Here is a 22,749-nt window from a genome sequence, read left to right on the forward strand (position 1 = left end):
AGTTCCCCGGTCAGCTCCCGAAGCCGGGCTTTCGTCGGCGTGGGTGAGTTCGTTTCCGAGCGCGTCCGCGAGGTGCGGGGTGAGTACCCTCGTTGGGAAGCTCGTAGAGAGGGGAGTCCGCAGGGAGTACTTCGGGCTCCGTGACGTTGGGGAACGCGGTGATGCGGCCGGACCAACTCGTCGGTTAGCGCCTGGAGTCCTCGCCGTCAGCGGGCGGTGTAAGCGTATCCAGATACGCCGTGGGCGGCTCGTGCATGACCCGGTCGAAATGCGCCGGAGTAACGCATTCGCGTCTCCCGGACCTTCCCGATGTCCGTACGTGTCAGGTACTTTCTCGGGGTGATACGGCCGTGGAGGGCGGCGTCATCCCCGGGTCGATGAGCGTGAGCGGAAGTGAACGCTGCGGTCGACCGCCATACAACTCCTGCACATCTACAGGTGCTTCCGGTGGGCTCCTCCGACCTTCCAGGATCCTCAGATGGACATGCTGACCCCGCGGAACGACGTCTCGATGCTGGCCTGCTGGCACGGGTTGCCGACCCCTATGGCCCGGGCCCACCGGCATGACGACATCGAAATCAACCTCTCCATGGACTCCGCGCTGGTCTACCTGGTCGGGGGCCGCCGCATGGTCGTGCCACCAGGGGAACTGGTCGCCTTCTGGGCGGCGATACCGCATCAGCTGGTCGAGGTCGGACCACTGGCTCCGATGTACTGGCTGAATGTGCCCCTGCGGACCTATCTGGGCTGGCGGCTGCCTTCCGCCGGGGTAAGGGCTCTCCTGCGGGGGCAGCCGATGCGGTCCGGTCCCCACGAGTACCACCGGGACGACGCCGGGCTGCTGCAGCGCTGGCAGCTCGACCTGTCGACGGGCGACGCCGAGCTCCACCGGATCTGCCAGATCGAGATCGAGGCGCGGCTGCGGAGACTCACCCACGCCGCTCTGGGCGGCGTGCTCGGATCGGACGAACCGAGTGGTCACCGGTCGGTGGAACACGCGGCGCGGATGGCCGAGTTCATCGCCGCGCACTTCCGCGAGCCGATCACCGTCGAGCACATAGCGAGCGTGGTGCCGCTCCATCCGAATTACGCCATGTCCCTGTTCAAGGAGGTACTGGGAACCACGATCAATGCCCGCATCACGCAGTGCAGGATCGCGGAATCCCAGCGACTGCTGATCACCACGGAGCTGCCGATCTCCGAGATCATTTCCGCCGTGGGATTCGGCTCGCAGAGCAGCTTCTACTCGAGTTTCACGGAGCTGTGCGGTGCCTCGCCGGGCAACTACCGCCGTGCCCATCGCAGCAACACGCCGTCGACCGAAGTCGCCGGAATGGATCCGGCTCAGGCGCGGGCCATGGCACAGCGGTCCGGGCCGGCGGCCGACTCGGAGAGCATCTGAGAATCCAGGAAAGACGAAGGGGTCAACGGGAGGAAACCGCAGGCGAACAGCGATTCGATGGAGACCGCCGGAACCGTGAGTGAACGGAAAGGCGGCAGCGACGTCGGCGAGCCCTCAGTGGTGAGCCAGAAGCCGGACGTCCTGCATCGTTTCCCCTTTGACGAGAGAAGTCTGCCCAGTGGATCGCCTCCGCCCTGCCGTCCCTGACCTCAGGTCGCGCCCTGGCCAATTCCCGTTGGTGTTCCCCGATCCGGATGCCGCCCCGCAGCGGCGGACCACGCTGCTCCTCCAGCAGGTGGCCGACGAGCTGCCCGCGGTGATGTGGTGCGGCGTGTCCCCCGGTCCGGACGGCGTCGCCTGGAGCGCGGCACACGGAGAACGGGGAGCCTGCGTCGAAACGGCGGTTCCGCTGCTGCCGGAGCACTGGAGAGGCTGGTACGGACGCCCCGGGCTGAGCGGCCACCGCCTGGCCGACGGCACCGGCACTCCGCCGGGCGGCCGGGACTGGGCCCCGTGCTTCACCCTGGACAGCGCGCGCGCCGAAGGACCGGTGCTGACGCTGCGTGCCAAGGACGACACCGCCGGGCTGGCCCTGGTGACCGAGGTGGAGTCGCTGCCCGGGGGAGCGCTGCGGATACGGCACGCGCTCACCAACACCGGCGGTGCCCCGTACGTGGTGGACCATTTGGACGTCGTCGTCCCGGTGCCGCCCCACGCGCGGGAAGGACTCGATTTCACCGGGCGGCTCCTCCACGAGCGGACACCCCAGCGCCGCGAAGTCGTCGACGGGCTGTGGCTGCGGGAGAACCGCCAGGGCAGGACCGGGCACGACGCCGCGACCCTGAACATAGTCGGCACGCCCGGCTTCGGGTTCGCGACCGGCCAGGTGTGGGGCGTGCACGTCGGCTGGAGCGGCAACCACATCCACCGTACGGAGCTGCGGGACGGCGTTCTGACCATCGGCGGCGGTGAACTCCTGCTGCCGGGCGAGATGGTGCTCGCTCAGGACGAGAGCTACCGAACCCCCTGGGTCTACGTCGCCGCCTCCGACGAGGGACTCGACGGACTCGCGGCGCAATTCCACGACTACCTGCGCTCCCGGACGGGACACCCCCACTCCCCGCGACCGGTCAACTTCAACGTCTGGGAGGCGGTCAAGTTCCGGCAGGACCAGGCGGAGCTGATCGAACTCGCCGAACTCGCCGCCGAGATGGGCGCCGAGCGATACGTCCTGGACGACGGGTGGTACCACGGCCGACCCTCGGACCTGGCCGGCCTGGGCGACTGGTGGGTCGACGAGAGCGTCTTCCCCGACGGGCTGGGCCCCCTGGTCTCGCGCGTGCGGGAACTGGGCATGGAGTTCGGCCTCTGGTTCGAGCCCGAGATGGTCAACCCGGACTCGGACCTGTACCGCGCGCACCCCGACTGGATCCTGTCCACCGGCTCACGGATACCACTGCTGCGACGGAATCAGCTGGTCCTCGACCTCTCGCGGCCCGAGGTGGTCCAGTACCTCCTGGAACGCATCGACGCCCTGCTCACCGAGTACGACATCGCGTACGTGAAGTGGGACTTCAACCGTGCGGTGCTGGACGGCGGATCGGGACGCACCGCCGGAGGACCGGCGGTCCACGCGCAGACACTCGCCTACTACGGCCTGCTCGACGAACTGCGCAGACGGCATCCGCAGGTGGAGTGGGAGTCGTGCTCCGCAGGTGGCGCCCGCATCGACCTGGAGGTTCTCCAGCGCGTCGAACGGGTGTGGACCTCCGACATGACCGACGCCGTCGACCGCCAATCGATCCAGCGCTGGACGGGCCAGCTCCTGCCCCCGGAGTACCTCGGTGCGCATGTCGCCGCGCCGTTCTCCATGTACTCGGGGCGATACACCCCCCTGGACTTCCGCGCCGCGACCGCGTTCTTCGGGCACTTCGGCATCGAATGGGACATCCGGGAGGCGAGCCCCGAGGACCGGGCCGTGCTCAAGGGCTGGGTCGACCTCTACAAGGAGCACCGAGGCCTCCTGCACACCGGGAGGGTCGTCAGGGGGGACGACTCCGACGACCGCGCCTGGACGCACGGCGTCGTCGCCGACGACCGGTCGGCCGCGCTGATGGCGTACGTGCAGTTCGAGGACGGGCTCAACACCACCCCCGCGCGGCTGACCGTACCCGGCCTGCTCCCGGACAAGGATTACCGGATCCGTGCCGTACGGCCCGCAGCGCAGGCTGCCGTCTCGCGCGCCGACAACATCCCCGCACTGCCGGAGGACGGAGCCCTGCTCTCCGGCGCGGCACTCGGCCAGGTGGGTCTCACCCTGCCCACGCTGTGTCCACTCCAGATCGTGCTGCTCCATGTGCAGGCGGTTTGACCCCGGCAGCGAACCCGCGCCCACCCGTACGACTTTCACCCACATAATCCGTCGCGCTCGTCCGCGGCATGTACCCCCTCTACTGGGAGTGACCCCGTGCAGCCGATCCAGTCTTTTTCCTCCACGTTCCGTTGGGGAGTGTCCACCGCCGCCTACCAGATCGAAGGGGCGGCCGACGTCGACGGGCGAGGCCCCTCGATCTGGGACACGTTCAGTCGCGTTCCCGGCGCCGTGGCGAACGGCGACACCGGTGACGTGGCGTGTGACCACTACCGGCTCTGGCGGGACGACATCGCCCTCATGCGGGAGCTGGGCGTCAGCGACTACCGCTTCTCGATCTCCTGGCCGAGGGTCCTCCCCACCGGCAAGGGCGCCGTCAACAAGGCGGGACTGGCCTTCTACGACCGGCTGGTGGACGGCCTGCTCGAAGCGGGCATCCGCCCCTACGCCACCCTCTACCACTGGGACCTGCCGCAGGCACTCCAGGCCGCCGGCGGCTGGCCGGAGCGTGCCACCGCCGAGCGTTTCGGCGACTACGCCGCGGTGGTGGCCGACGCACTGGGCGACCGGGTGCAGGACTGGGCCACCCTGAACGAACCCCTGTGCTCAGCGTGGCTGGGACACCTCGAAGGCGTCCTGGCACCCGGGGTGAAGGACCTCACCGCCGCCGTGCGGTCCTCCTACCACCTCCTGCTCGGACACGGCCTCGCCGCCCAGGCGCTGCGGTCGCACGCGGCGATCACGCCCGACGTGGGCCTTGTCTTCAACATGACTCCCTGCGAACCCGCGACCGACTCCGACGCGGACCGACGTGCTGCGCATCGCGCCGACGGACACAACAACCGCTGGTGGCTCGACCCCGTTCACGGCCGTGGCTTCCCGGCGGACATGCGGGAGGTCTACGGCATCGATCTGCCGGAGCGCCCCGGCGACGCCGAGACCATCGCAGCCCCCCTCGACCACATCGGCCTCAACTACTACTTCCGGCAGATCATCCAGGACGCTCCCGACCTCTCCGCACCACCCTCGTACCGGGTGCTTCCGGTACCTGGCGCCCGGACGACGGCGATGGGCTGGGAGGTTCACCCCGACGGCCTCGAGCAGCTCCTCATGCGGCTGCACGACGAGTACGCTCCCGCATCCATCCTCGTCACCGAGAACGGCTCGGCCTGGCAGGACGAGGTCGGCGCGGACGGCAGCGTGCACGACCCCGACCGCGTGGCGTACCTCGAGCGTCATCTCGAAGCCGCCGCTTCGGCGGTCCGCCGGGGTGCACCGCTGCACGGGTACTACGCCTGGTCGTTGCTGGACAACTTCGAGTGGGCCCTCGGCTACGACAAGCGCTTCGGCCTCGTCCGCGTCGATTACGAGACACAGCGCCGCACGATCAAGGGGAGCGGTCATCGCTACGCACGACTGATCGCCGAGCACCGCACGGCGACGGCTGCCCGCGCCTGACGTCCATGGCAGCCGGTCGTCGGGCAGCTGGAGGGCGTGCCGTGAAGGCCGTACGCGGTCTCCACCGTGCGGGGCCCTACTTGACCTCAATCGAGCTTGAGGTTCTAGCGTCTCCGTATGTCCTGCATCAGCGTGCAGGACATCACACCCGAAGTGCCAGGGGGACTTCCCATGACGACGACGCAGCCGCTCCCCGACGCCGAACTCGCCCGACAGCCCGCCGCCTACTGGACGGGCGTCGCCTACGAGGCGCTCATCGCGTACACCCGGGCCCGGCTGGCCGAACTGGGCTACACCCAGCCCCAGTTCTGGCTGCTGCGCAACCTGTCGGTGAACGACATCTCGCCCGACGGAGAGGGGATGACCCTCCCCGAGTTGCAGGCGGCCATGTCCTCCTACATTCGGCCCCAGGACGACCTGTCGGCGGAGGCTGAGGTGCTCGTGGAGCGCGGCTGGCTGCGCCGGGACGCCGAGTACCGGCTGTGGCTCACTGAGGAGGGGGAACAGGCCCGCGTCGACATCGCGCGGAACGCCCCCGCGATCCGCTCCGCCCTCCACGAGGGGATCGATGACGCGGACTACGTCACCACGGTGAAGGTGCTCCAGCAGTTGATCCGCAATGCGGGCGGTACTCCGCCCGCAACCACCTGAGCGCTGGTCGGGCCGTGAGGCCGTCCCGTTCGACTTTGTCCTGAGTGTGGAAAAAGAAGCGTCGTACTCCTGCGTAAGTACTTCCCACTCAGGAAAATCGTTGTTACGTTCCTCCTCGTCAGCCCGACGGCACAGTCGGCGGAGACAGGCGCCTGCGGCTTGGCCGCAGGTGAGGGGAGAGGAGGGATCGTGCGACGGATGACCGCTCGACCTGAGAACGCACATCAGGCGCGGCTGCTTCGTCTGCTGCGTGACACCGGGTCCAACTCCCGTGCCCAGATGAGCGATCTGGTGGACCTGTCCCGTTCGAAGCTGGCCGTCGAGGTGGACCGGCTGCTGGAGACGGGGCTGGTTGTCGCGGACGGGCTTGCCCCCAGCCGGGGTGGCAGGCGGTCCCACAACATCCGGCTCGCGCCGACGCTGCGCTTCCTCGGTGTCGACATCGGTGCCACATCGATCGACGTCGCCGTGACGAACGCGGAGCTGGAGGTCCTGGGGCAGCTCAATCAACCGATGGATGTCCGCGAGGGGCCGGTCGCGGTCTTCGAGCAGGTGCTGGCGATGGCTGCCAAGTTGCAGGCATCCGGTCTGGCCGAGGGCTTCGACGGCGCCGGCATCGGCGTCCCGGGCCCGGTCCGCTTTCCGGAGGGCGTGCCGGTCGCGCCGCCGATCATGCCGGGCTGGGACGGCTTCCCCGTGCGGGAGGCACTCAGCCAGGAACTGGGCTGCCCGGTCATGGTCGACAACGACGTGAACCTGATGGCGCTGGGGGAGCAGCACGCGGGCGTCGCACGCTCCGTGGGCGACTTCCTGTGCGTCAAGATCGGGACCGGTATCGGGTGCGGGATCGTCGTCGGTGGCCAGGTCTACCGGGGTACGACCGGCAGCGCCGGCGACATCGGCCATATCCAGGTGGAACCGGCGGGCCGTGCGTGTGCGTGCGGCAACCGGGGCTGTCTGGAGGCGCATTTCAGCGGTGCCGCGTTGGCCGCCGACGCGGAACAGGCCGCGCGCGAGGGCCGCTCGGTGGAGCTCGCTGTCCGGCTGGAGTCGGCCGGGCGTCTGACGGCCGAGGATGTATCGGCCGCCGCGGCGGCGGGGGACGCGGTGGCACTGGAGCTGATCCGGGAGGGTGGGAAGCGACTTGGGCAGGTCATCGCCGGACTGGTCAGTTTCTTCAATCCGGGGCTGGTCGTGATCGGCGGCGGTGTCACCGGGCTCGGGCACACCCTGCTGGCCAGTGTCCGCACCCAGGTGTACCGGCAGTCGTTGCCGCTGGCCACGCGCAACCTGCCCATCGTGCTGGGCGAGTTGGGACCGGCCGCCGGAGCCATCGGCGCGGCCCGCCTCATCACCGACCACGTCTTCTCTCCGGCCTGACCGCACTCCGGTCCGGCCGGCGAGAGCCACTCCAAGCGCTCCTGCAACCTGAGGGCGCCTCCCGAACCACGGCGCCCGCACAACAGGCGCCGACCAACCTCACCGGCGTCCCAGGGACCCCAGCGCACCTCGGCAACCTCGCCGGCGTGCGGGGATCCCAGCGCGCCTCGGCAACCCCATGGGCGCCAAGCAACCCCCGTACAGCTTCCCGGCAGCACCCGTACAGCCCTCGCACCACCATCCGCGCAGCCCCGCACCGCCCCCAGCACCGCCGTAACCCCCGCACCGCCCCAGCCCAGCCATAACCCCCGCACCACACCACGACGCGCCGCTCCCCCCACCGCATGACCGTCGGGCCACCAGGCCCCGCTCCGCCCTGCGCTCACGGTCCCGGCGCACATCACGCCAAGGGCCCCCGGGAGCCGCCCGCCCACCCGAAACACCCTGTCCAGCCCGCCCGTTCACGGCCCGCACCTGCCGAGGGGATTCCTCATGGCACCACAACCACCCCTGCTCACCATGTCCGGGATCACCAAGACCTTCCCGGGCGTCCGCGCCCTGGACGGTGTGGATCTCGAAGTCCAGGCCGGCGAAGTCCACTGTCTCCTCGGCCAGAACGGCGCCGGCAAGTCCACCCTGATCAAAGTGCTCGCCGGAGCTCACCAGCCCGACGGCGGGGAGATCACCTGGCAGGGCGAGACGGTGTCCCTGGGGTCGCCGATCGCCGCCATGCGCCTGGGCATCGCCACCATCTACCAGGAACTCGACCTGATCGAGGGGCTGTCCGTCGCGGAGAACGTCTTCCTCGGGCACGAACCGACGTCCGCGGGATTCGTCGTACGCGGGTCCGCCGCCCGTGAGGCGACCGCCGAGTTGCTGCGGCGCCTCGGGCATCCGGAGATCGAACCGGGGCGTCTGGTCGGGGAGTTGTCGGCGGCGCAGCAGCAGATCGTCTCCATGGCGCGGGCGCTCTCCCATGAGGTGCGGCTGATCGTGATGGACGAGCCGTCCGCGGCGCTGGACCCCGAGGAGGTCGACAACCTCTTCCGGATCGTGGGCGATCTGACGGCCGAGGGCGTCGCCGTCATCTACATCTCGCACCGGCTGGAGGAGATCCGGCGCATCGGCGACCGGGTCACGGTCCTGAAGGAGGGCCGCTCGGTCGCCGGCGGACTGCCCGCCAAGTCGACGCCGACGCATGAGGTCGTCGCTCTGATGACCGGCAGGAATGTCGAGTACGTCTTCCCCGAGCGGCCGAAGGCGGGCTTCGCGGCGGAACGGGAGCCGGTGCTGAAGGTCGAAGGGCTCACCCGGCGAGGGGAGTTCGCGCCCGTCGATCTGGAGCTGCGGCCCGGCGAGATCGTCGGTCTGGCCGGGCTCGTCGGCTCGGGCCGGTCCGAGATCCTGGAGACGATCTACGGGGCTCGCAGGCCCGACGGCGGCCGTGTCCTCGTCGACGGAGCCCCCCTGCGCCCCGGCAGTGTCCGCGCCGCCGTCCGCGCCGGTATCGGCCTCGCACCCGAGGAACGCAAGGCGCAGGCCCTGCTGATGCTGGAGTCGGTCAGCAGCAACGTCTCGGTCTCCACGCTGTCCCGGTTCGCCCGCGCGGGCTGGCTTGATCGGCGTGCCGAACGGGCCGCGACGCACCAGGCGGTCCGGGAACTGTCCCTTCGGCCGGACAACCCCGATGCCGCGATCAGGACCCTGTCCGGCGGCAACCAGCAGAAGGCGGTGCTCGCCCGCTGGCTGCTGCGCGGCTGCAAGGTGCTGCTGCTGGACGAGCCGACCCGGGGTGTGGACATCGGCGCCCGGGCGGAGCTGTACGCCGTGATCCGCAGGCTGGCCGACGAGGGCCTGGCCGTCCTGCTCGTCTCCAGTGAGGTGCCCGAAGTCCTCGGTCTCGCCGACCGGGTGCTGGTGCTGCGGGAAGGCAGCGTCGTGCACACGGCGGACGCCCGGGAGCTCGACGAGCACCGTGTACTCGATCTTGTGATGGAAGGGAGCCCGACGCCATGACGCAGCCGGCCACCGCGGAGCAGCAGGACGCACCGTCGTCCGCCGCCAAGTCCGCGACGGACAAGGAGAACGCGCGCCGACCGCTCGGACTGCGGTGGGACATGCGCACTCTGTCGTTGCTCGGAGTCCTCGCGGTCCTCGTCCTGGTCGGGGGGATCACCGCACCGGACGAGTTCCTGGCGACCAGCAATCTCCAACTCGTCCTCACCCAGGCGTCCGTGATCGGTGTCGTCACCGTCGGCATGACGTTCGTCATCACCAGCGGCGGGATCGACCTGTCGGTCGGCGCGATCGTGGCGCTGGCCTCGGTGTGGGCGACGACCGTGGCCACCCAGGAGTTCGGCTTCGCGGGCATCCTCTTCACCGCGGTGATCGTCGGCCTGGGCTGCGGTCTCGTGAACGGTGTGCTGATCGCCTACGGCAGGCTGGTGCCGTTCATCGCGACGCTGGCCATGTTCGCCTCCGCCCGCGGTCTGGCGCTGCAGATCACCGACGGCAGCACGCAGATCGTCACCGTCGAGTCGGTCCTCGATCTCGGTGCCCGGGACGCCTACATCCTCGGCATCCCGCCCCTGGCCCTGATCTTCGCCGCGGTCACCCTCATCGGCTGGCTGCTGCTCAACCGCACCACCTTCGGCCGCCGCACCGTCGCGGTCGGCGGCAACGCGGAAGCGGCTCGCCTCGCCGGCATCGACGTGCGCCGCCAGCGGCTGTACCTGTACCTGCTGTCCGGACTGTGCTGCGGTATCGCCGCGTTCATGCTGATCGTGCTCGCCGGCTCGGGCCAGAACACCAACGGCAACCTCTACGAGCTGGACGCCATCGCCGCGGCCATCATCGGCGGCACCCTCCTCAGCGGCGGTCGCGGCACGATCGTGGGCTCCGTCCTCGGCGTCCTGATCTTCACCACGATCACCAACCTCTTCGCGCTGAACAACATGGAGACCGCTGTCCAGCAGATCGCGAAGGGCGCGATCATCGTCGCCGCCGTCCTGGTCCAGCGCCGCTCACTGCGCGGCGGCGACGCCTGACGCCGTACACCGCACCGGCCGTACACCGCACCGCCGGACGGCGGGCCCCTGACACCACCGTCCCGGCCCACCCCCACCCCCACTTTCCCTTTCTCACGCACCACGCCCAGTCGAAGGGTCGATCCAGAATGGCAAGAATCCCCGCCACCAGCCGCAGAGCACTCCTGTTCGGCACCGCCGCCGTTTCCGCCGGCGCGCTGCTGACGGCCTGCACCAGCAATGAGCCCACCGACCAGGAACCGGCCGCGGAGAACGCCCCGGCCGCGGACGACAAGCCGGGCAAGCCCGTCACCATCGGCTTCGCCGGTCCTCAGGCCGACCACGGCTGGCTCAACGCCATCAACGACAACGCCAAGAACCGGGCGAAGAAGTACTCCGACGTCACCCTGGAGATCACCGAGGGCTCCAACGACACCGCCCAGCAGATCGGCCAGATCCAGACGCTGATCAACAAGAAGGTCGACGTCCTGGTGATCCTGCCGGCCGACGGCAAGGCGCTCACCCAGGTCGGCCTGGAGGCGATGCGGGCGGGCATCCCCGTCGTCAACCTCGACCGCATCTTCAACTCCCCGCAGGCGTACCGCTGCTGGATCGGTGGCGACAACTACGGCATGGGCCTCAACGCCGGCCACTACATCGGCGAGCAGCTCAAGGACAAGAAGAACGCCAAGGTCGTCGAACTCGCCGGGCTCGACAACCTCGAACTGACCCAGCAGCGCACCAAGGGCTTCGACGACGCCCTGAAGAACTACCCCAACATCAAGAAGGTGGCCCGCCAGGCCGCCGAGTTCACCGTCGAGTCCGGGCAGGCCAAGATGGCCCAGCTCCTGCAGGCCCAATCGAAGTTCGACGCGCTGTGGAACCACGACGACGACCAGGGCGTGGGCGCGCTGCGCGCCATCGAGCAGGCTGGACGCGACGACTTCCTCATGGTCGGCGGCGCGGGCGCCAAGTCCGCGATGGACGCCATCAAGGCCGGCAACAGCGTGCTCAAGGCGACCGTCCTGTACCCGCCGACCATGGCCGCCTCCGCGATCGACCTCGCTCGCGCGCTCGGCCAGGGCAAGGGCGTCGGCGGTCTCGCCGAGTTCGAGATCCCGTCGTCGCTGACCCTCTACTCGGCCGTGGTCACCAAGGACAACGTCGACCAGTACCTGCCGACCGGCTTCATCTAGACCGGACCCGGCCGTGCGCCGCACGAACAAGCGATGAGTCAGTGACACTCCGACGAGGAGGAATCCGTATGGAACACAGGGGCAGTGGGACCGCACCGCCGGCACTCGGCGTGGGCATGGTCGGCTACGCGTTCATGGGCGCCGCGCACTCACAGGGGTGGCGCACCGTAGGACACGTCTTCGACCTGCCGCTGCGGCCGGTCCTGGCCGCGATAGCCGGCCGCGACGCACACGCCGTGCGCACGGCGGCCGACAAGCACGGCTGGGCCGCGGCGGAGACCGACTGGCGCGCCCTCCTGGCCCGCGACGACGTACAGCTCGTCGACATCTGCACACCGGGCGACAGCCATGCGGAGATCGCCATCGCGGCGCTGGAGGCGGGCAAGCACGTTCTGTGCGAGAAGCCCCTGGCCAACTCGGTCGCCGAGGCGGAGGCCATGGTCGCGGCCGCCGAAGCGGCCCGCGAGCGAGGCCAGTTGGCGATGGTGGGCTTCAACTACCGGCGGGTGCCCGCGCTCACCTACGCCCGCCGGCTCATCGCCGAGGGCAGGCTCGGCATCCTGCGCCACGTCCGGGTGACGTACCTTCAGGACTGGTTGGTGGACCCCGACTTCCCGCTCACCTGGCGGCTGCAGCGCGAGCACGCGGGATCGGGGGCGCTGGGCGACCTCGGCGCGCACATCGTCGACCTGGCCCAGTTCCTGGCGGGTGAGGAACTGGTGGGGGTCTCCGCCCAGATGGAGACCTTCGTCAAGGAACGCCCCCGTCTGGACGGTGCCTCCCAGGGCCTGACCGCGTCGGGCGGCACCTCGCGCGGGCCGGTCACGGTCGACGACGCGGCCGTCTTCACCGGACGCCTCGCCTCGGGGGCGCTCGCCACGTTCGAGGCGTCCCGGATGGCGACGGGGCGCAAGAACGCCCTGCGGCTGGAGATCAACGGCGAGTCCGGTTCGCTCGCCTTCGATCTGGAGCGGCTCAACGAGCTGTCCTTCCACGACCACGGCGAGCCCGCCGCCACGGCAGGCTTCCGCAGGATCCTCGTCACCGAGCCCGAACACCCCTACCTGGAGGGCTGGTGGCCGCCGGGCCACGGCCTCGGCTACGAGCACACCTTCGTCCACCAGGCCCGCGACCTGGTGGAGGCCATCGCGTCCGGCACCGCCCCGATGCCCTCGTTCGCCGACGGTCTCCAGGTGCAGCGGGTCCTCGCGGCGGTAGAGGAGAGCGCGCAGAAGAACTCCGTCTACACCCCCGTCCAGGCCGAAGTCCTTTAGCCGAAGTCCTCTAGCCGAAGACCTCTAGCGGAAAAGCACTGTTGGGAGCCGCCATGCCACGCCCGTTCACCCTGTTCACCGGTCAGTGGGCCGATCTTCCGCTGGAGGAGGTCTGCCGTCTGGCCCGCGACTTCGGTTACGACGGTCTCGAACTCGCCTGCTGGGGCGACCACTTCGAGGTCGACAAGGCCCTGTCCGACCCCTCGTATCTCGATGCGCGGCATCAGCTGCTGGAGAAGTACGGCCTGAAGTGCTGGGCGATCTCCAACCACCTGACCGGGCAGGCGGTCTGCGACGCCATCATCGACGAACGCCACCAGGCGATCCTGCCCGGCGCGGTGTGGGGCGACGGCGATCCGGAAGGGGTGCGGCAGCGGGCGGCGGAGCGGATGAAGGACACCGCCAGGGCCGCGGCCGCCTTCGGTGTGGACACCGTCATCGGCTTCACCGGTTCGGCGATCTGGCATCTGGTGGCCATGTTCCCGCCCGCGCCCGAGTCGATGATCGAGCGCGGTTACGAGGACTTCGCGCAGCGCTGGAACCCGATCCTGGACGTCTTCGACGCCGAAGGCGTCCGCTTCGCCCACGAGGTCCACCCCAGCGAGATCGCCTACGACTACTGGACCACCCAGCGCGCGTTGAAGGCGGTCGGGCACCGTCCGGCCTTCGGCCTGAACTTCGACCCCTCGCACTTCGTGTGGCAGGACCTGGACCCGGTCGGTTTCCTCTACGACTTCCGGGACCGGATCTACCACGTGGACTGCAAGGAGGCCCGCAAGCGTCTCGACGGCCGCAATGGCCGTCTGGGCTCCCACCTGCCCTGGGGCGACCCGCGCCGCGGCTGGGACTTCGTCTCCGCCGGCCACGGCGACGTCCCCTGGGAGGACGTCTTCCGGATGCTGCGCTCCATCGACTACCAGGGGCCGATCTCGGTGGAGTGGGAGGACGCGGGCATGGACCGCCTCCAGGGCGCCCCGGAGGCATTGGCCCGCCTGAAGGCCTACGACTTCGACCCCCCGTCGGCCTCCTTCGACGCCGCCTTCGGCAGCGGCGACAACTGAACGCTCCACACAGAGCCGCGTAGTCGGCCTGGTTCGGGCTGCCCGGAGACGCCTTTGTCCTGAGCTGGGAAAAAGTTGGTCCTTTTCGTTGCACGAGGGCTATCCGCCGAGGACGAACCGGGCTACGGTCCCTTCCGTGTACAGGCGCCACACAGTGGTTTGAGACTGATCGTGCATCCCGGTCGCAACGGGCTCACCGCTCGTTCGACCGGCCTACGGAGGACAAGGCAGGGCCAAGAGCCCTCAGGCATCCCGCACTTCTCACCGACGCCCGCACCCACGCCGACACCGCGCCGACCGCACAGCAGCCCTCCCGGGCCGCGGCCCGAGCCGCCCCAATGCCGGCGGTGGGCGGGTGGCCCCCCGCGCCCCGCCCACCGTCCTCCAACCACATCGGACCCTCGACATGGCAGGAAGGCAGCCCGTGAACAACGACGGGAACGCATCACAGCCCCAGACCGGCGGGCCGACCGTACGCACCGGGGTCTGGTTCGTCGGAGCCCGCGGATCGGTGGCCACCACGGCCGTCGCCGGATGCGCGGCGGTCACCGCCGGACTGCATCCGCCGACCGGAATGGTCACGGAGACCCCGCCGTTCGACGGCACCGACCTGCCGCCCCTGTCCTCCCTCGTGTTCGGCGGCCACGACACCGCCGACTGCCCGCTGCCCAAGCGGGCCGAACACCTCACCGGCGCGGGCGTCCTGCCGCACGGTCTCGCCTCCGCCGTACACGCCGAACTCCAGGCCGCCGACCGGGAGATACGGACCGGCGGACCGCTCCCGGGCGACCTGCGCGGCGACGAGGAACTCATCACGGACTTCGCCGCCGACCTCACCGCGTTCCGCCGCCGCAACGCTCTGGCACGGGTGGTCGTCGTCAATGTCTCCTCCACCGAGCCGCTGCCCGCGCCCGACGCAGTACGCCTGCCGCCCAGCTCCCTCTACGCGGCAGCCGCCGTGCGCGCCGGCTGCCCCTACGTCAACTTCACCCCGTCCACCGGGCTGCGCACCCCGGCTCTCACGGAGGCCGCCGCGGCCGAAGGGCTGCCGCACGCGGGCCGGGACGGCAAGACCGGCCAGACGCTGCTGCGGGCCGTGCTCGCCCCCATGTTCGTCCAGCGCGCCCTGGAGGTGCGGGCCTGGTCCGGCACCAACCTGCTGGGCGGCGGCGACGGAGCGGCGCTGGCCGACCCGGCGGCGGCCGCGGCCAAGAACGCCGGCAAGGAACGCGTCCTGGCCGACACCCTCGGGCACACGCCGCAGGGCGAGGTGCACATCGACGACGTGCCGGCGCTCGGCGACTGGAAGACCGCCTGGGACCACATCGCCTTCGACGGCTTCCTCGGCTCGCGGATGATCCTCCAGACCATCTGGCAGGGCTGCGACTCGGCCCTGGCCGCACCGCTCGTCCTGGACCTGGCCCGCCTGGTCGCCCGCGCCCACGAGGCGGGCCTGTCCGGACCGCTGCCGGAACTCGGCTTCTACTTCAAGGACCCCGACGACGGTCCCTCAGGCCTCTCGGAGCAGTTCACCGCACTGCTGTCGTTCGCCGACCGCCTGCGGGAGGCCCAGTGATCCGCTCCCTGCTGTCCCGCCTGGCGCCGCCCGCGCTGATGCGTGCCCCGGGGGCTGCCCGACCCGGCAACGGCCAGGGCGACGCGGGCACCGCACCGGGGCGCGGGCGGCAGGCGCGGCTGCGGGACTGGGCCGAACTGCTGCGCATCTCCGCGCTGTTCACCGTACCCGGTGACGCCCTCGCCGGTGCCGCGGCCGCCGGCCTGCGGCCCAACCGCGGTACGGCGTACGCGGTGGGCGCCTCGCTCTGTCTCTACGAGGCGGGCATGGCGCTCAACGACTGGGCCGACCGCGACGAGGACGCCGTGGACCGCCCGCACCGCCCCCTTCCCTCCGGCCGTATCTCCCCGACGGCGGCGCTGGGCGCGGCCGGACTGCTGACCGCGGCCGGCCTGACACTCGCCGCCCGCGCCGGCCGCCCGGCACTCGCGGTGGCATCGGCACTGACCGCCACGGTCTGGGCGTACGACCTGCGGCTGAAGCACACCCCCGCGGCCCCGGCGGCGATGGCGGCGGCCCGCGCCCTGGACCTCCTGCTCGGCGCCACGGCGACCCGCTCGGCCCGAACCACCGCCGACACGGCGCCGCCCGCCCCCGCCTCTTCCGGACGGGACGCCCACACGCCGCGAGGCGAGGCCGCCGCCGCCGCGGTGCTGGCCGCCCACACCTACGCCGTCACCGCCGTGTCCCGGCACGAGGCGCACGGCGGTTCGACGCTCACCCCCCTCGCCGCGCTCGGCGCGACGAGCACCCTCGGCCTGCTGCTGGCCCGGACGCCCGCACAGGCGGGGATCGTCCCGGCGTGGTCGGCCGCCGCGTACCTCCGTACCGCCGCCGTGCCCTGTCTGCACGCCGCCCTCAACCCGTCCCCGCACCTCACGCAGCGCGCCGTCGGCGGGGGGATCCGCGCCATGATCCCGCTGCAGGCCGCGCTCGCCGCCCGGTCCGGGTCGGCCGGTACCGCCCTCACGCTGCTGGGCCTCGTACCGCTGGCCCGCACGCTCGCACGGAAGGTGAGCCCCACGTGAGCCACCGCCAGGAACTGCGCCTCGGTTACGGCACCAACGGCCTCACCGACCTCCGTCTCGACGACGCCCTCGGCCTGCTCGCCGACCTGGGCTACGACGGTGTCGGGCTCACCCTCGACCACATGCATCTCGACCCGCTCGCCCCCGGTCTCGCCGCCCGGACCGCCCAGGTCGCCCGCAGGCTCGGCGAACTCGGCCTGACCGCGGCCGTGGAGACGGGCGCCCGCTATGTGCTCGACCCGCGCCGCAAGCACGGTCCGTCGCTGCTCGACCCGGATCCCGAGGGGCGGGCCGCCCGCACCCGGCTGCTGATCACGGCGGTCGGCGTCGCGGCGGACCTCGGAGCACACGCCGTGCACTGCTTCAGCGGCATCACACCGCCCGGCACCGACGACGACACCGCCTGGCGGCGACTGCAGGAGGCGCTCGGACCCGTGCTCGACGCCGCGGCCGTCGCCGGTGTGCCGATCGCGATCGAACCCGAACCGGGACACCTCCTGGCCACCCTCGCCGACTTCCATCACCTGCGCACCCTGCTCGGCAGCCCCGCCGCGCTCGGGCTCACGCTCGACATCGGCCACTGCCAGTGCCTGGAGCCGGACCCGCCCGCCGAGTGCGTGCGTGCGGCCGCGCCCTGGCTGCGGCACGTGCAGATCGAGGACATGCGCCGCGGGGTGCACGAGCATCTGCCGTTCGGCGACGGCGAGATCGACTTCCCGCCGGTACTGGACGCGCTCGCCGCCACCGGCTACCAGGGCCTGACCGTGGTCGAGTTGCCCCGCCACTCCCACGCCGGCCCGGAACTGGCCCGATCCTCCATCGAGTTCCTGCGCACCATGGCAGCCACCGCCACGAAGGGAGCACCGACCTCATGACGCCCTGCACCCCCGACGACGTCATCGCGGCGCTGCCCGACGACACCGCGCGCGCCTGGTTCGACGCGGCGCGGACCGACGCGGCACGCGCGGCCACGCCACCCCCCATCCCGTCCAAAGTCCCCGCGTGGGAGCTGCGGTTCGCCGCCGCCGGGCGGCACTGCGGCCACGACAACGCCGACGCCGTCCGGACGGTGCTGTTGGCCGAGGCCCGGGCGGGAGTGGAGACCCTGACCCGGCTCTACCAGCAGGGCAGTGCCGCCGAACGCCGCGCCGTACTCCAGGCGCTCCCGGCCCTGGTCGACGGACCGCACGCCCTCCACCTCGTCGAGGACGCCCTGCGCACCAACGACACCAGCCTGGTCCGCGCCGCGGTCGGCCCCTACGCCGCCACCCACCTCGACCCGCACGCCTGGCGGCACGCCGTCCTGAAGTGCCTGTTCACCGGCGTCCCCGTCGACGCGATCGCGAGCCTGCCGCAACGGGCGTCCGGCGACAGCGAACTGGCCCGCATGCTCACCGACTACGCCGCCGAGCGGAGTGCCGCCGGCCGTGACGTCCCCGACGATCTCGGCCACGTGCTGACCCTGACGGGCGAAGAGCCCAAGGAGCGTTGATGCGTATCTTCGACCCGCACATCCACATGACGTCACGCACCACCGACGACTACGAGGCGATGTACGCCGCCGGGGTACGAGCCGTCGTCGAACCCTCCTTCTGGCTGGGCCAGCCCCGCACTTCCCCGGCCGCGTTCGTCGACTACTTCGACTCCCTCCTCGGCTGGGAACCCTTCCGCGCCGCCCAGTACGGCATCGCCCACCACTGCACCCTCGCCCTCAACCCCAAAGAGGCCAACGACCCCCGCTGCACGCCCGTCCTGGACGAACTGCCCCGCTATCTCGTCAAGGACGGTGTTGTCGCCGTCGGTGAGATCGGCTACGACTCCATGACACCGGCCGAGGACACCGCGCTGGCCGCCCAACTGCAACTCGCCGCCGACCACGGCCTGCCCGCCCTCGTCCACACGCCTCACCGCGACAAGCTCACCGGCCTGCGCCGCACCGTCGACGTGGTGCGCGAGTCGAGCCTGCCCATGGAGCGGGTCCTGCTGGACCACCTCAACGAGACCACCGTCAAGGACGCCAAGGACAGCGGCTGCTGGCTCGGCTTCTCCGTCTACCCGGACACCAAGATGGACGAGGACCGCATGGTCGAGATCCTGCGGACGTACGGACCCGAGAAGGTGCTCGTCAACTCGGCCGCCGACTGGGGGAAGAGCGACCCGCTCAAGACCCGCAAGGTCGCCGACGCCATGCTCGCGGCCGGATTCGGCGAGGACGACGTCGACCAGGTGCTGTGGCGCAACCCGGTCGCCTTCTACGGGCTCAGCGGCCGTCTGCGCCTCGACGTCCCGCAGGCGGAGGGCCTGCACGAGGGCAACTCCATCCTGCGCGGCGGGGAGTGAACGATGCGCTTCCGCCACCCCGACGGCTCCACCGTCCACCTCGCCTACTGCACCAACGTCCACCCCGCCGAGACCCTCGACGGCGTCCTCGCCCAACTCCGCGACCACTGCGAGCCGGTCCGCAAAAGCCTGGGACGCGACCGCCTCGGCATCGGCCTGTGGCTCGCCAAGGACGCCGTACGCGCGCTGAACAGCGACCCGGTGGCGCTGCGGGAACTGCGCACCGAGCTGGACCGGCGCGGCCTCGAAGTCGTCACCCTGAACGGCTTCCCCTACGAGGGGTTCGGCGCCCAAGAGGTCAAGTACCGTGTCTACCGGCCCGACTGGACCGACCCCGAACGCCTCGCGCACACCACCGACCTGGCCCGGCTCCTGACGGCGCTGCTGCCGGACGACGTCACTGAGGGGAGCATCTCCACCCTTCCGCTCGCCTGGCGCACCGGATTCGACGAGCGCGCCGCGGCCACCGCCGGTGCGGCGCTGACCACGCTGGCGGGGCGGCTGGACGCGCTGGAGGAGCTGACCGGCAAGTCGATCCGCATCGCGCTCGAACCGGAGCCCGGCTGCACGGTGGAGACCACCGCGGACGCGATCGGACCGCTCGCCGCGCTGCCCGTCGGCCGTATCGGCGTGTGCGTGGACACGTGCCACCTGGCCACGTCCTTCGAGGATCCGGCCACGGCACTGGCCGCGCTCGACGCGGCCGGTGTCGGCATCCCCAAGGCGCAGCTGTCGGCCGCCCTGCACGCGGAGGAACCCCATCGGCCGGAGGTCCGCGACGCCCTCGCGGCCTTCGCCGAGCCGCGGTTCCTGCACCAGACCCGCACGCTCACCGCCGCGGGCCTGCGCGGCACCGACGACCTCGCCGAGGCGCTGGCCGGCGACGCCCTGCCCGACGGGACACCCTGGCGCGCCCACTTCCACGTCCCCCTGCACGCCCCGCCCGCCGCACCGCTCACCTCCACCGTGCAAGTGCTCCAGGAGGCCCTGGCGGTCCTGGTAGGAGGCGCGGAGCCGCGGACCCGGCATCTGGAGGTCGAGACCTACACCTGGCAGGCCCTCCCGCCCGAGCTGCGCCCCCGCACCAGGAGCCAGCTCGTCGACGGCATCGCCGCCGAACTCGCCCTCGCCCGTGACCTGTTGACGGACCTCGGCCTCAAGGAGCTGCCATGAGCGCCCAAGGAGCTGTCATGAGTACCCAAGGAGCCGCCATGAGCCCCCGCCCCACTCCGCTCCTGGTCCTGGACGTGGTCGGCCTCACGCCCCGTCTCCTCGACCACATGCCCCGCCTCAAGGCGCTGGCGGCCTCCGGCTCGCAGGCGAACCTGTCCACCGTCCTCCCGGCCGTCACCTGCGCCGCCCAGTCCACCTTCCTCACCGGCGCGCTCCCCGCCGAGCACGGGATCGTCGGCAACGGCTGGTACTTCCGCGAACTCGGCGACGTCCTGCTCTGGCGCCAGCACAACGGCCTGGTCGCCGGCGACAAACTCTGGGACGCCGCCCGCCGCGCCCACCCCGGCTACACCGTCGCCAACATCTGCTGGTGGTACGCGATGGGCGCCGACACCGACTTCACCGTCACACCCCGCCCGGTCTACTACGCCGACGGCCGCAAGGAGCCCGACTGCTACACCCGGCCCCCGGCCCTCCACGACGAACTCACCGACAAGTTCGGCACGTTCCCGCTCTTCCACTTCTGGGGACCCGGCGCGGACATCGTCTCCAGCCAGTGGATCGCCGACGCGACCCGCCACATCATGCGCACCCGCCACCCCGACCTGACCCTGTGCTACCTGCCGCACCTCGACTACGACCTCCAGCGCTACGGCCCCGACGACCCCCGCTCCCACCGAGCCGCCGCCGAACTCGACGCCGTCATCGGCCCGTTGCTGGACGACGCCCGCGCGGAAGGCCGTACCGTCGTCGCCCTGTCCGAGTACGGCATCACCCGCGTCAGCCGCCCCGTCGACATCAACCGCGCCCTGCGCCGGGCCGGACTCCTCGAAGTCCACACCCAGGACGGCATGGAGTATCTCGACCCGATGACCTCCCGCGCCTTCGTCGTCGCCGACCACCAGATCGCGCACGTCTACGTCCGCCGCCCGGAAGACCTCGACGCCACCCGCGTGGCACTGGAGAACCTGCCGGGCATCGACGAGATCCTCGACGACGACGGCAAGAAGGCCCACGGGCTCGATCACCCGCGCTCCGGGGAACTGGTCGCGATCGCGGAGCCGGACGCCTGGTTCACGTACTACTACTGGCTCGACGACGCCCACGCCCCCGACTTCGCCCAGTTGGTCGAGATCCACCGCAAGCCCGGCTACGACCCCGTCGAGCTGTTCATGGATCCCGAAGACCCCTATGTGCGGCTGAAGGCGGCCAAGGCGGTGGCCCGCAAGAAGCTCGGCATGCGCTACCGCATGGCGGTCGTGCCGCTTGATCCCTCACCCGTTCGCGGCAGCCACGGCCGCCTCCCTCCGAGCGACGACGAAGGTCCGCTCGTCCTGGTTTCCACCCCCCGCGCAGTGTCCGGCCGCGTAGCGGCCACCGATGTGAAGTCCCTGCTGCTGCGGCTCGCCGGCCTCTCCTGAGGCGGCTGCCGTCCGGCACCCGCAGCATCGTGACAACGAAAGCGAGACACCCTGTGACCGCGTTCAACGACGAAGCCGTCAGCGGCGACGCCCTGCGCCGCACGCTCGGCGTCAGCCGCCGCCGTTTCCTCAGCACCTGCACCGCCGTCACGACCGCGGCGATCGCCGCCCCCGTGTTCGGCGCCGGTCCCGCGCTGGCGCAGGACGGCGTGGAAGCCGCGGGCGCGGACCGGGGCCGCTCCGCCCTGGTCCCGCCGCACAAGCGCGGCATCATCCTCTACACCGTCCGCGACGCCGTCGGCCGCGACCCGCTCGCCTCGGACCTGCCCTCCGGCTTCCGTGAGGTGTTCCGGCAGCTGTCGCGCTTCGGCTACCGCCAGGTGGAGTTCGCCGGCTACGGCCAGCACGCCAACGCTCCCGGCGGCGCGAACCTGGGCACCGTCCAGGGCGCGAAACTGCTGCGCTCCTGGCTCGACGAGTACGGTCTGCGGGCGCAGGGCAGCCACGGCTTCATCCCGCCGTCCTGGCCGCTGACCCAGGCCGACCTGGACACCTTCAAGTTCAACCTGGAGATCGCCAACATCCTCGGCATGGACCACATGGGCACCGGGGGAGACCCCACCGGCAGCCCTTACCGGGCCGACTGGGACGTGGCCGCGGAGAAGTGGAACACGATGGGCGCCATCGCCCGCCGCGAGGGCGTCAAGCTCTACACCCACAACCACGACAGCGCCTACGACTTCCTGCTCGATGGCGGTCCGCTCGACGCGCAGGGCCGCCCGACCCGCAGCTCCGGCATCAGGAAGCTGGAGTACTTCCTGGAGGTGACGGACCGCAAGAGCGTCTACCTGGAGCTGGACGTCTTCTGGGCGCACGTGGCCCGGTACAAGTTCCACACCTACACCGCCCACGACGGCTCGCAGCGGGAGCGGGTCTTCGACCCGGCCGCCCTCGTGGACCGCAACACCCACCGCTTCCCGCTCTTCCACGCCAAGGACGGTGTGGTCAACCCGCAGAGCGGACTGGGCTACGACATGGTGCCGTTCGGTACGGGCGACATCGACTACCGGAGGTTCTTCACCCGGGTGGGCGCGAAGAACTACCACAACCCCATGGTCGAGCAGGACAACGCGCCGAGCGCGAGCGTTCCCGGCCAGTCGCTGGAGTACGCGCGGATCGGCTACGAGAACCTCGCGGCTCTGCGCGCCCGTCACTGACGCGGCGTCACCGGCCGGACCCGCCCGGCGCCTTGACGTGGGGCGGGTCCCCGGAGGCTGCCCGAAACCATCCTGAAATCCCCGATATGCCAGGACAGGGACTTTCCCTCGGAAAGTTGAATCTTTGTCCTTGACGAGTTGAAAGTGGCGCCATAGCGTCCAACTGCCTCCCTTC

General features: G+C 70.8%; 18 protein-coding genes. All 18 read left to right on the forward strand.

What is annotated here, in order from left to right:
- The first annotated feature begins 478 nt into the window (after positions 1-478).
- The 18 genes from ACFYW5_RS27310 (at position 479) to ACFYW5_RS27395 (ending at position 22,574) form a co-directional block, all read left to right on the forward strand.
- A complete protein-coding gene (locus ACFYW5_RS27310) occupies positions 479-1,402 on the forward strand; it encodes a helix-turn-helix domain-containing protein (RefSeq protein WP_389419731.1) in 924 nt (307 codons plus the stop codon).
- Positions 1,403-1,640: 238 nt separating this feature from the next.
- Positions 1,641-3,773 carry an alpha-galactosidase gene (locus ACFYW5_RS27315; protein ID WP_389419732.1) on the forward strand — a complete coding sequence of 711 codons (2,133 nt, stop codon included), beginning with the start codon at positions 1,641-1,643 and terminating at the stop codon, positions 3,771-3,773.
- A 96-nt stretch (positions 3,774-3,869) separates the two neighbouring features.
- Positions 3,870-5,231 carry a GH1 family beta-glucosidase gene (locus tag ACFYW5_RS27320; RefSeq protein ID WP_389419733.1) on the forward strand — a complete coding sequence of 454 codons (1,362 nt, stop codon included), beginning with the start codon at positions 3,870-3,872 and terminating at the stop codon, positions 5,229-5,231.
- Positions 5,232-5,402: 171 nt separating this feature from the next.
- Positions 5,403-5,882 carry a MarR family winged helix-turn-helix transcriptional regulator gene (locus ACFYW5_RS27325; RefSeq protein ID WP_389419734.1) on the forward strand — a complete coding sequence of 160 codons (480 nt, stop codon included), beginning with the start codon at positions 5,403-5,405 and terminating at the stop codon, positions 5,880-5,882.
- 198 nt (positions 5,883-6,080) lie between these two features.
- Positions 6,081-7,262, forward strand: coding sequence for an ROK family protein (locus ACFYW5_RS27330; protein WP_389419735.1), 1,182 nt, complete (start codon positions 6,081-6,083; stop codon positions 7,260-7,262).
- Between the two features lie 492 nt (positions 7,263-7,754).
- Positions 7,755-9,278: a sugar ABC transporter ATP-binding protein gene (locus ACFYW5_RS27335; RefSeq protein ID WP_389419736.1), complete on the forward strand. Its 1,524-nt coding sequence runs from the start codon at positions 7,755-7,757 to the stop codon at positions 9,276-9,278.
- Positions 9,275-10,309: an ABC transporter permease gene (locus tag ACFYW5_RS27340; protein WP_389419737.1), complete on the forward strand. Its 1,035-nt coding sequence runs from the start codon at positions 9,275-9,277 to the stop codon at positions 10,307-10,309. The genes ACFYW5_RS27335 and ACFYW5_RS27340 overlap by 4 nt, the downstream gene beginning before the upstream one ends.
- Positions 10,310-10,437: 128 nt before the next feature.
- Positions 10,438-11,484: a substrate-binding domain-containing protein gene (locus tag ACFYW5_RS27345; RefSeq protein ID WP_389419738.1), complete on the forward strand. Its 1,047-nt coding sequence runs from the start codon at positions 10,438-10,440 to the stop codon at positions 11,482-11,484.
- A gap of 68 nt (positions 11,485-11,552) precedes the next feature.
- Positions 11,553-12,758, forward strand: a complete 1,206-nt coding sequence (locus ACFYW5_RS27350; protein WP_389419739.1) for a Gfo/Idh/MocA family protein — start codon at positions 11,553-11,555, stop codon at positions 12,756-12,758.
- Positions 12,759-12,811: 53 nt separating this feature from the next.
- The gene (locus tag ACFYW5_RS27355; protein WP_389419740.1) at positions 12,812-13,819 is read left to right on the forward strand and encodes a sugar phosphate isomerase/epimerase family protein; all 1,008 of its coding nucleotides are present in this window, start codon (positions 12,812-12,814) and stop codon (positions 13,817-13,819) included.
- 424 nt (positions 13,820-14,243) lie between these two features.
- Positions 14,244-15,395 carry an inositol-3-phosphate synthase gene (locus ACFYW5_RS27360; RefSeq protein ID WP_389419741.1) on the forward strand — a complete coding sequence of 384 codons (1,152 nt, stop codon included), beginning with the start codon at positions 14,244-14,246 and terminating at the stop codon, positions 15,393-15,395.
- Complete coding sequence (locus tag ACFYW5_RS27365) at positions 15,392-16,423, forward strand: SCO3242 family prenyltransferase (protein ID WP_389419742.1); 1,032 nt, start codon at positions 15,392-15,394, stop codon at positions 16,421-16,423. Before ACFYW5_RS27360 ends, ACFYW5_RS27365 begins: the two co-directional genes overlap by 4 nt.
- The gene (locus ACFYW5_RS27370) at positions 16,420-17,298 is read left to right on the forward strand and encodes a sugar phosphate isomerase/epimerase family protein (protein WP_389419743.1); all 879 of its coding nucleotides are present in this window, start codon (positions 16,420-16,422) and stop codon (positions 17,296-17,298) included. The genes ACFYW5_RS27365 and ACFYW5_RS27370 overlap by 4 nt, the downstream gene beginning before the upstream one ends.
- Complete coding sequence (locus ACFYW5_RS27375) at positions 17,295-17,915, forward strand: EboA domain-containing protein (RefSeq protein ID WP_389419744.1); 621 nt, start codon at positions 17,295-17,297, stop codon at positions 17,913-17,915. Before ACFYW5_RS27370 ends, ACFYW5_RS27375 begins: the two co-directional genes overlap by 4 nt.
- Entirely contained in the window at positions 17,915-18,763 is an 849-nt protein-coding gene (locus tag ACFYW5_RS27380) for a TatD family hydrolase (protein WP_389419745.1), read from the forward strand. Before ACFYW5_RS27375 ends, ACFYW5_RS27380 begins: the two co-directional genes overlap by 1 nt.
- Before the next feature lie 3 nt (positions 18,764-18,766).
- Complete coding sequence (gene eboE / locus ACFYW5_RS27385) at positions 18,767-19,936, forward strand: metabolite traffic protein EboE (RefSeq protein WP_389419746.1); 1,170 nt, start codon at positions 18,767-18,769, stop codon at positions 19,934-19,936.
- A gap of 17 nt (positions 19,937-19,953) precedes the next feature.
- Entirely contained in the window at positions 19,954-21,357 is a 1,404-nt protein-coding gene (locus tag ACFYW5_RS27390; protein ID WP_389419747.1) for an alkaline phosphatase family protein, read from the forward strand.
- Between the two features lie 53 nt (positions 21,358-21,410).
- Complete coding sequence (locus ACFYW5_RS27395) at positions 21,411-22,574, forward strand: sugar phosphate isomerase/epimerase family protein (RefSeq protein WP_389419748.1); 1,164 nt, start codon at positions 21,411-21,413, stop codon at positions 22,572-22,574.
- Positions 22,575-22,749 lie beyond the last annotated feature (175 nt).

It is taken from the genome of Streptomyces sp. NPDC002779, from assembly GCF_042888685.1.
GTDB lineage: Bacteria > Actinomycetota > Actinomycetes > Streptomycetales > Streptomycetaceae > Streptomyces.

What these genes read in the sequence shown, in the direction of transcription:
- ACFYW5_RS27325 (WP_389419734.1), top strand. Translation starts at nt 5,403, where the DNA reads ATGACGACGACGCAGCCGCTCCCCGACGCCGAACTCGCCCGACAGCCC.
- ACFYW5_RS27380 (WP_389419745.1), top strand. Translation starts at nt 17,915, where the DNA reads ATGCGTATCTTCGACCCGCACATCCACATGACGTCACGCACCACCGAC.
- ACFYW5_RS27330 (WP_389419735.1), top strand. Translation starts at nt 6,081, where the DNA reads ATGACCGCTCGACCTGAGAACGCACATCAGGCGCGGCTGCTTCGTCTG.
- eboE (WP_389419746.1), top strand. Translation starts at nt 18,767, where the DNA reads ATGCGCTTCCGCCACCCCGACGGCTCCACCGTCCACCTCGCCTACTGC.
- ACFYW5_RS27340 (WP_389419737.1), top strand. Translation starts at nt 9,275, where the DNA reads ATGACGCAGCCGGCCACCGCGGAGCAGCAGGACGCACCGTCGTCCGCC.
- ACFYW5_RS27335 (WP_389419736.1), top strand. Translation starts at nt 7,755, where the DNA reads ATGGCACCACAACCACCCCTGCTCACCATGTCCGGGATCACCAAGACC.
- ACFYW5_RS27355 (WP_389419740.1), top strand. Translation starts at nt 12,812, where the DNA reads ATGCCACGCCCGTTCACCCTGTTCACCGGTCAGTGGGCCGATCTTCCG.
- ACFYW5_RS27345 (WP_389419738.1), top strand. Translation starts at nt 10,438, where the DNA reads ATGGCAAGAATCCCCGCCACCAGCCGCAGAGCACTCCTGTTCGGCACC.
- ACFYW5_RS27390 (WP_389419747.1), top strand. Translation starts at nt 19,954, where the DNA reads ATGAGTACCCAAGGAGCCGCCATGAGCCCCCGCCCCACTCCGCTCCTG.
- ACFYW5_RS27310 (WP_389419731.1), top strand. Translation starts at nt 479, where the DNA reads ATGGACATGCTGACCCCGCGGAACGACGTCTCGATGCTGGCCTGCTGG.
- ACFYW5_RS27350 (WP_389419739.1), top strand. Translation starts at nt 11,553, where the DNA reads ATGGAACACAGGGGCAGTGGGACCGCACCGCCGGCACTCGGCGTGGGC.
- ACFYW5_RS27375 (WP_389419744.1), top strand. Translation starts at nt 17,295, where the DNA reads ATGACGCCCTGCACCCCCGACGACGTCATCGCGGCGCTGCCCGACGAC.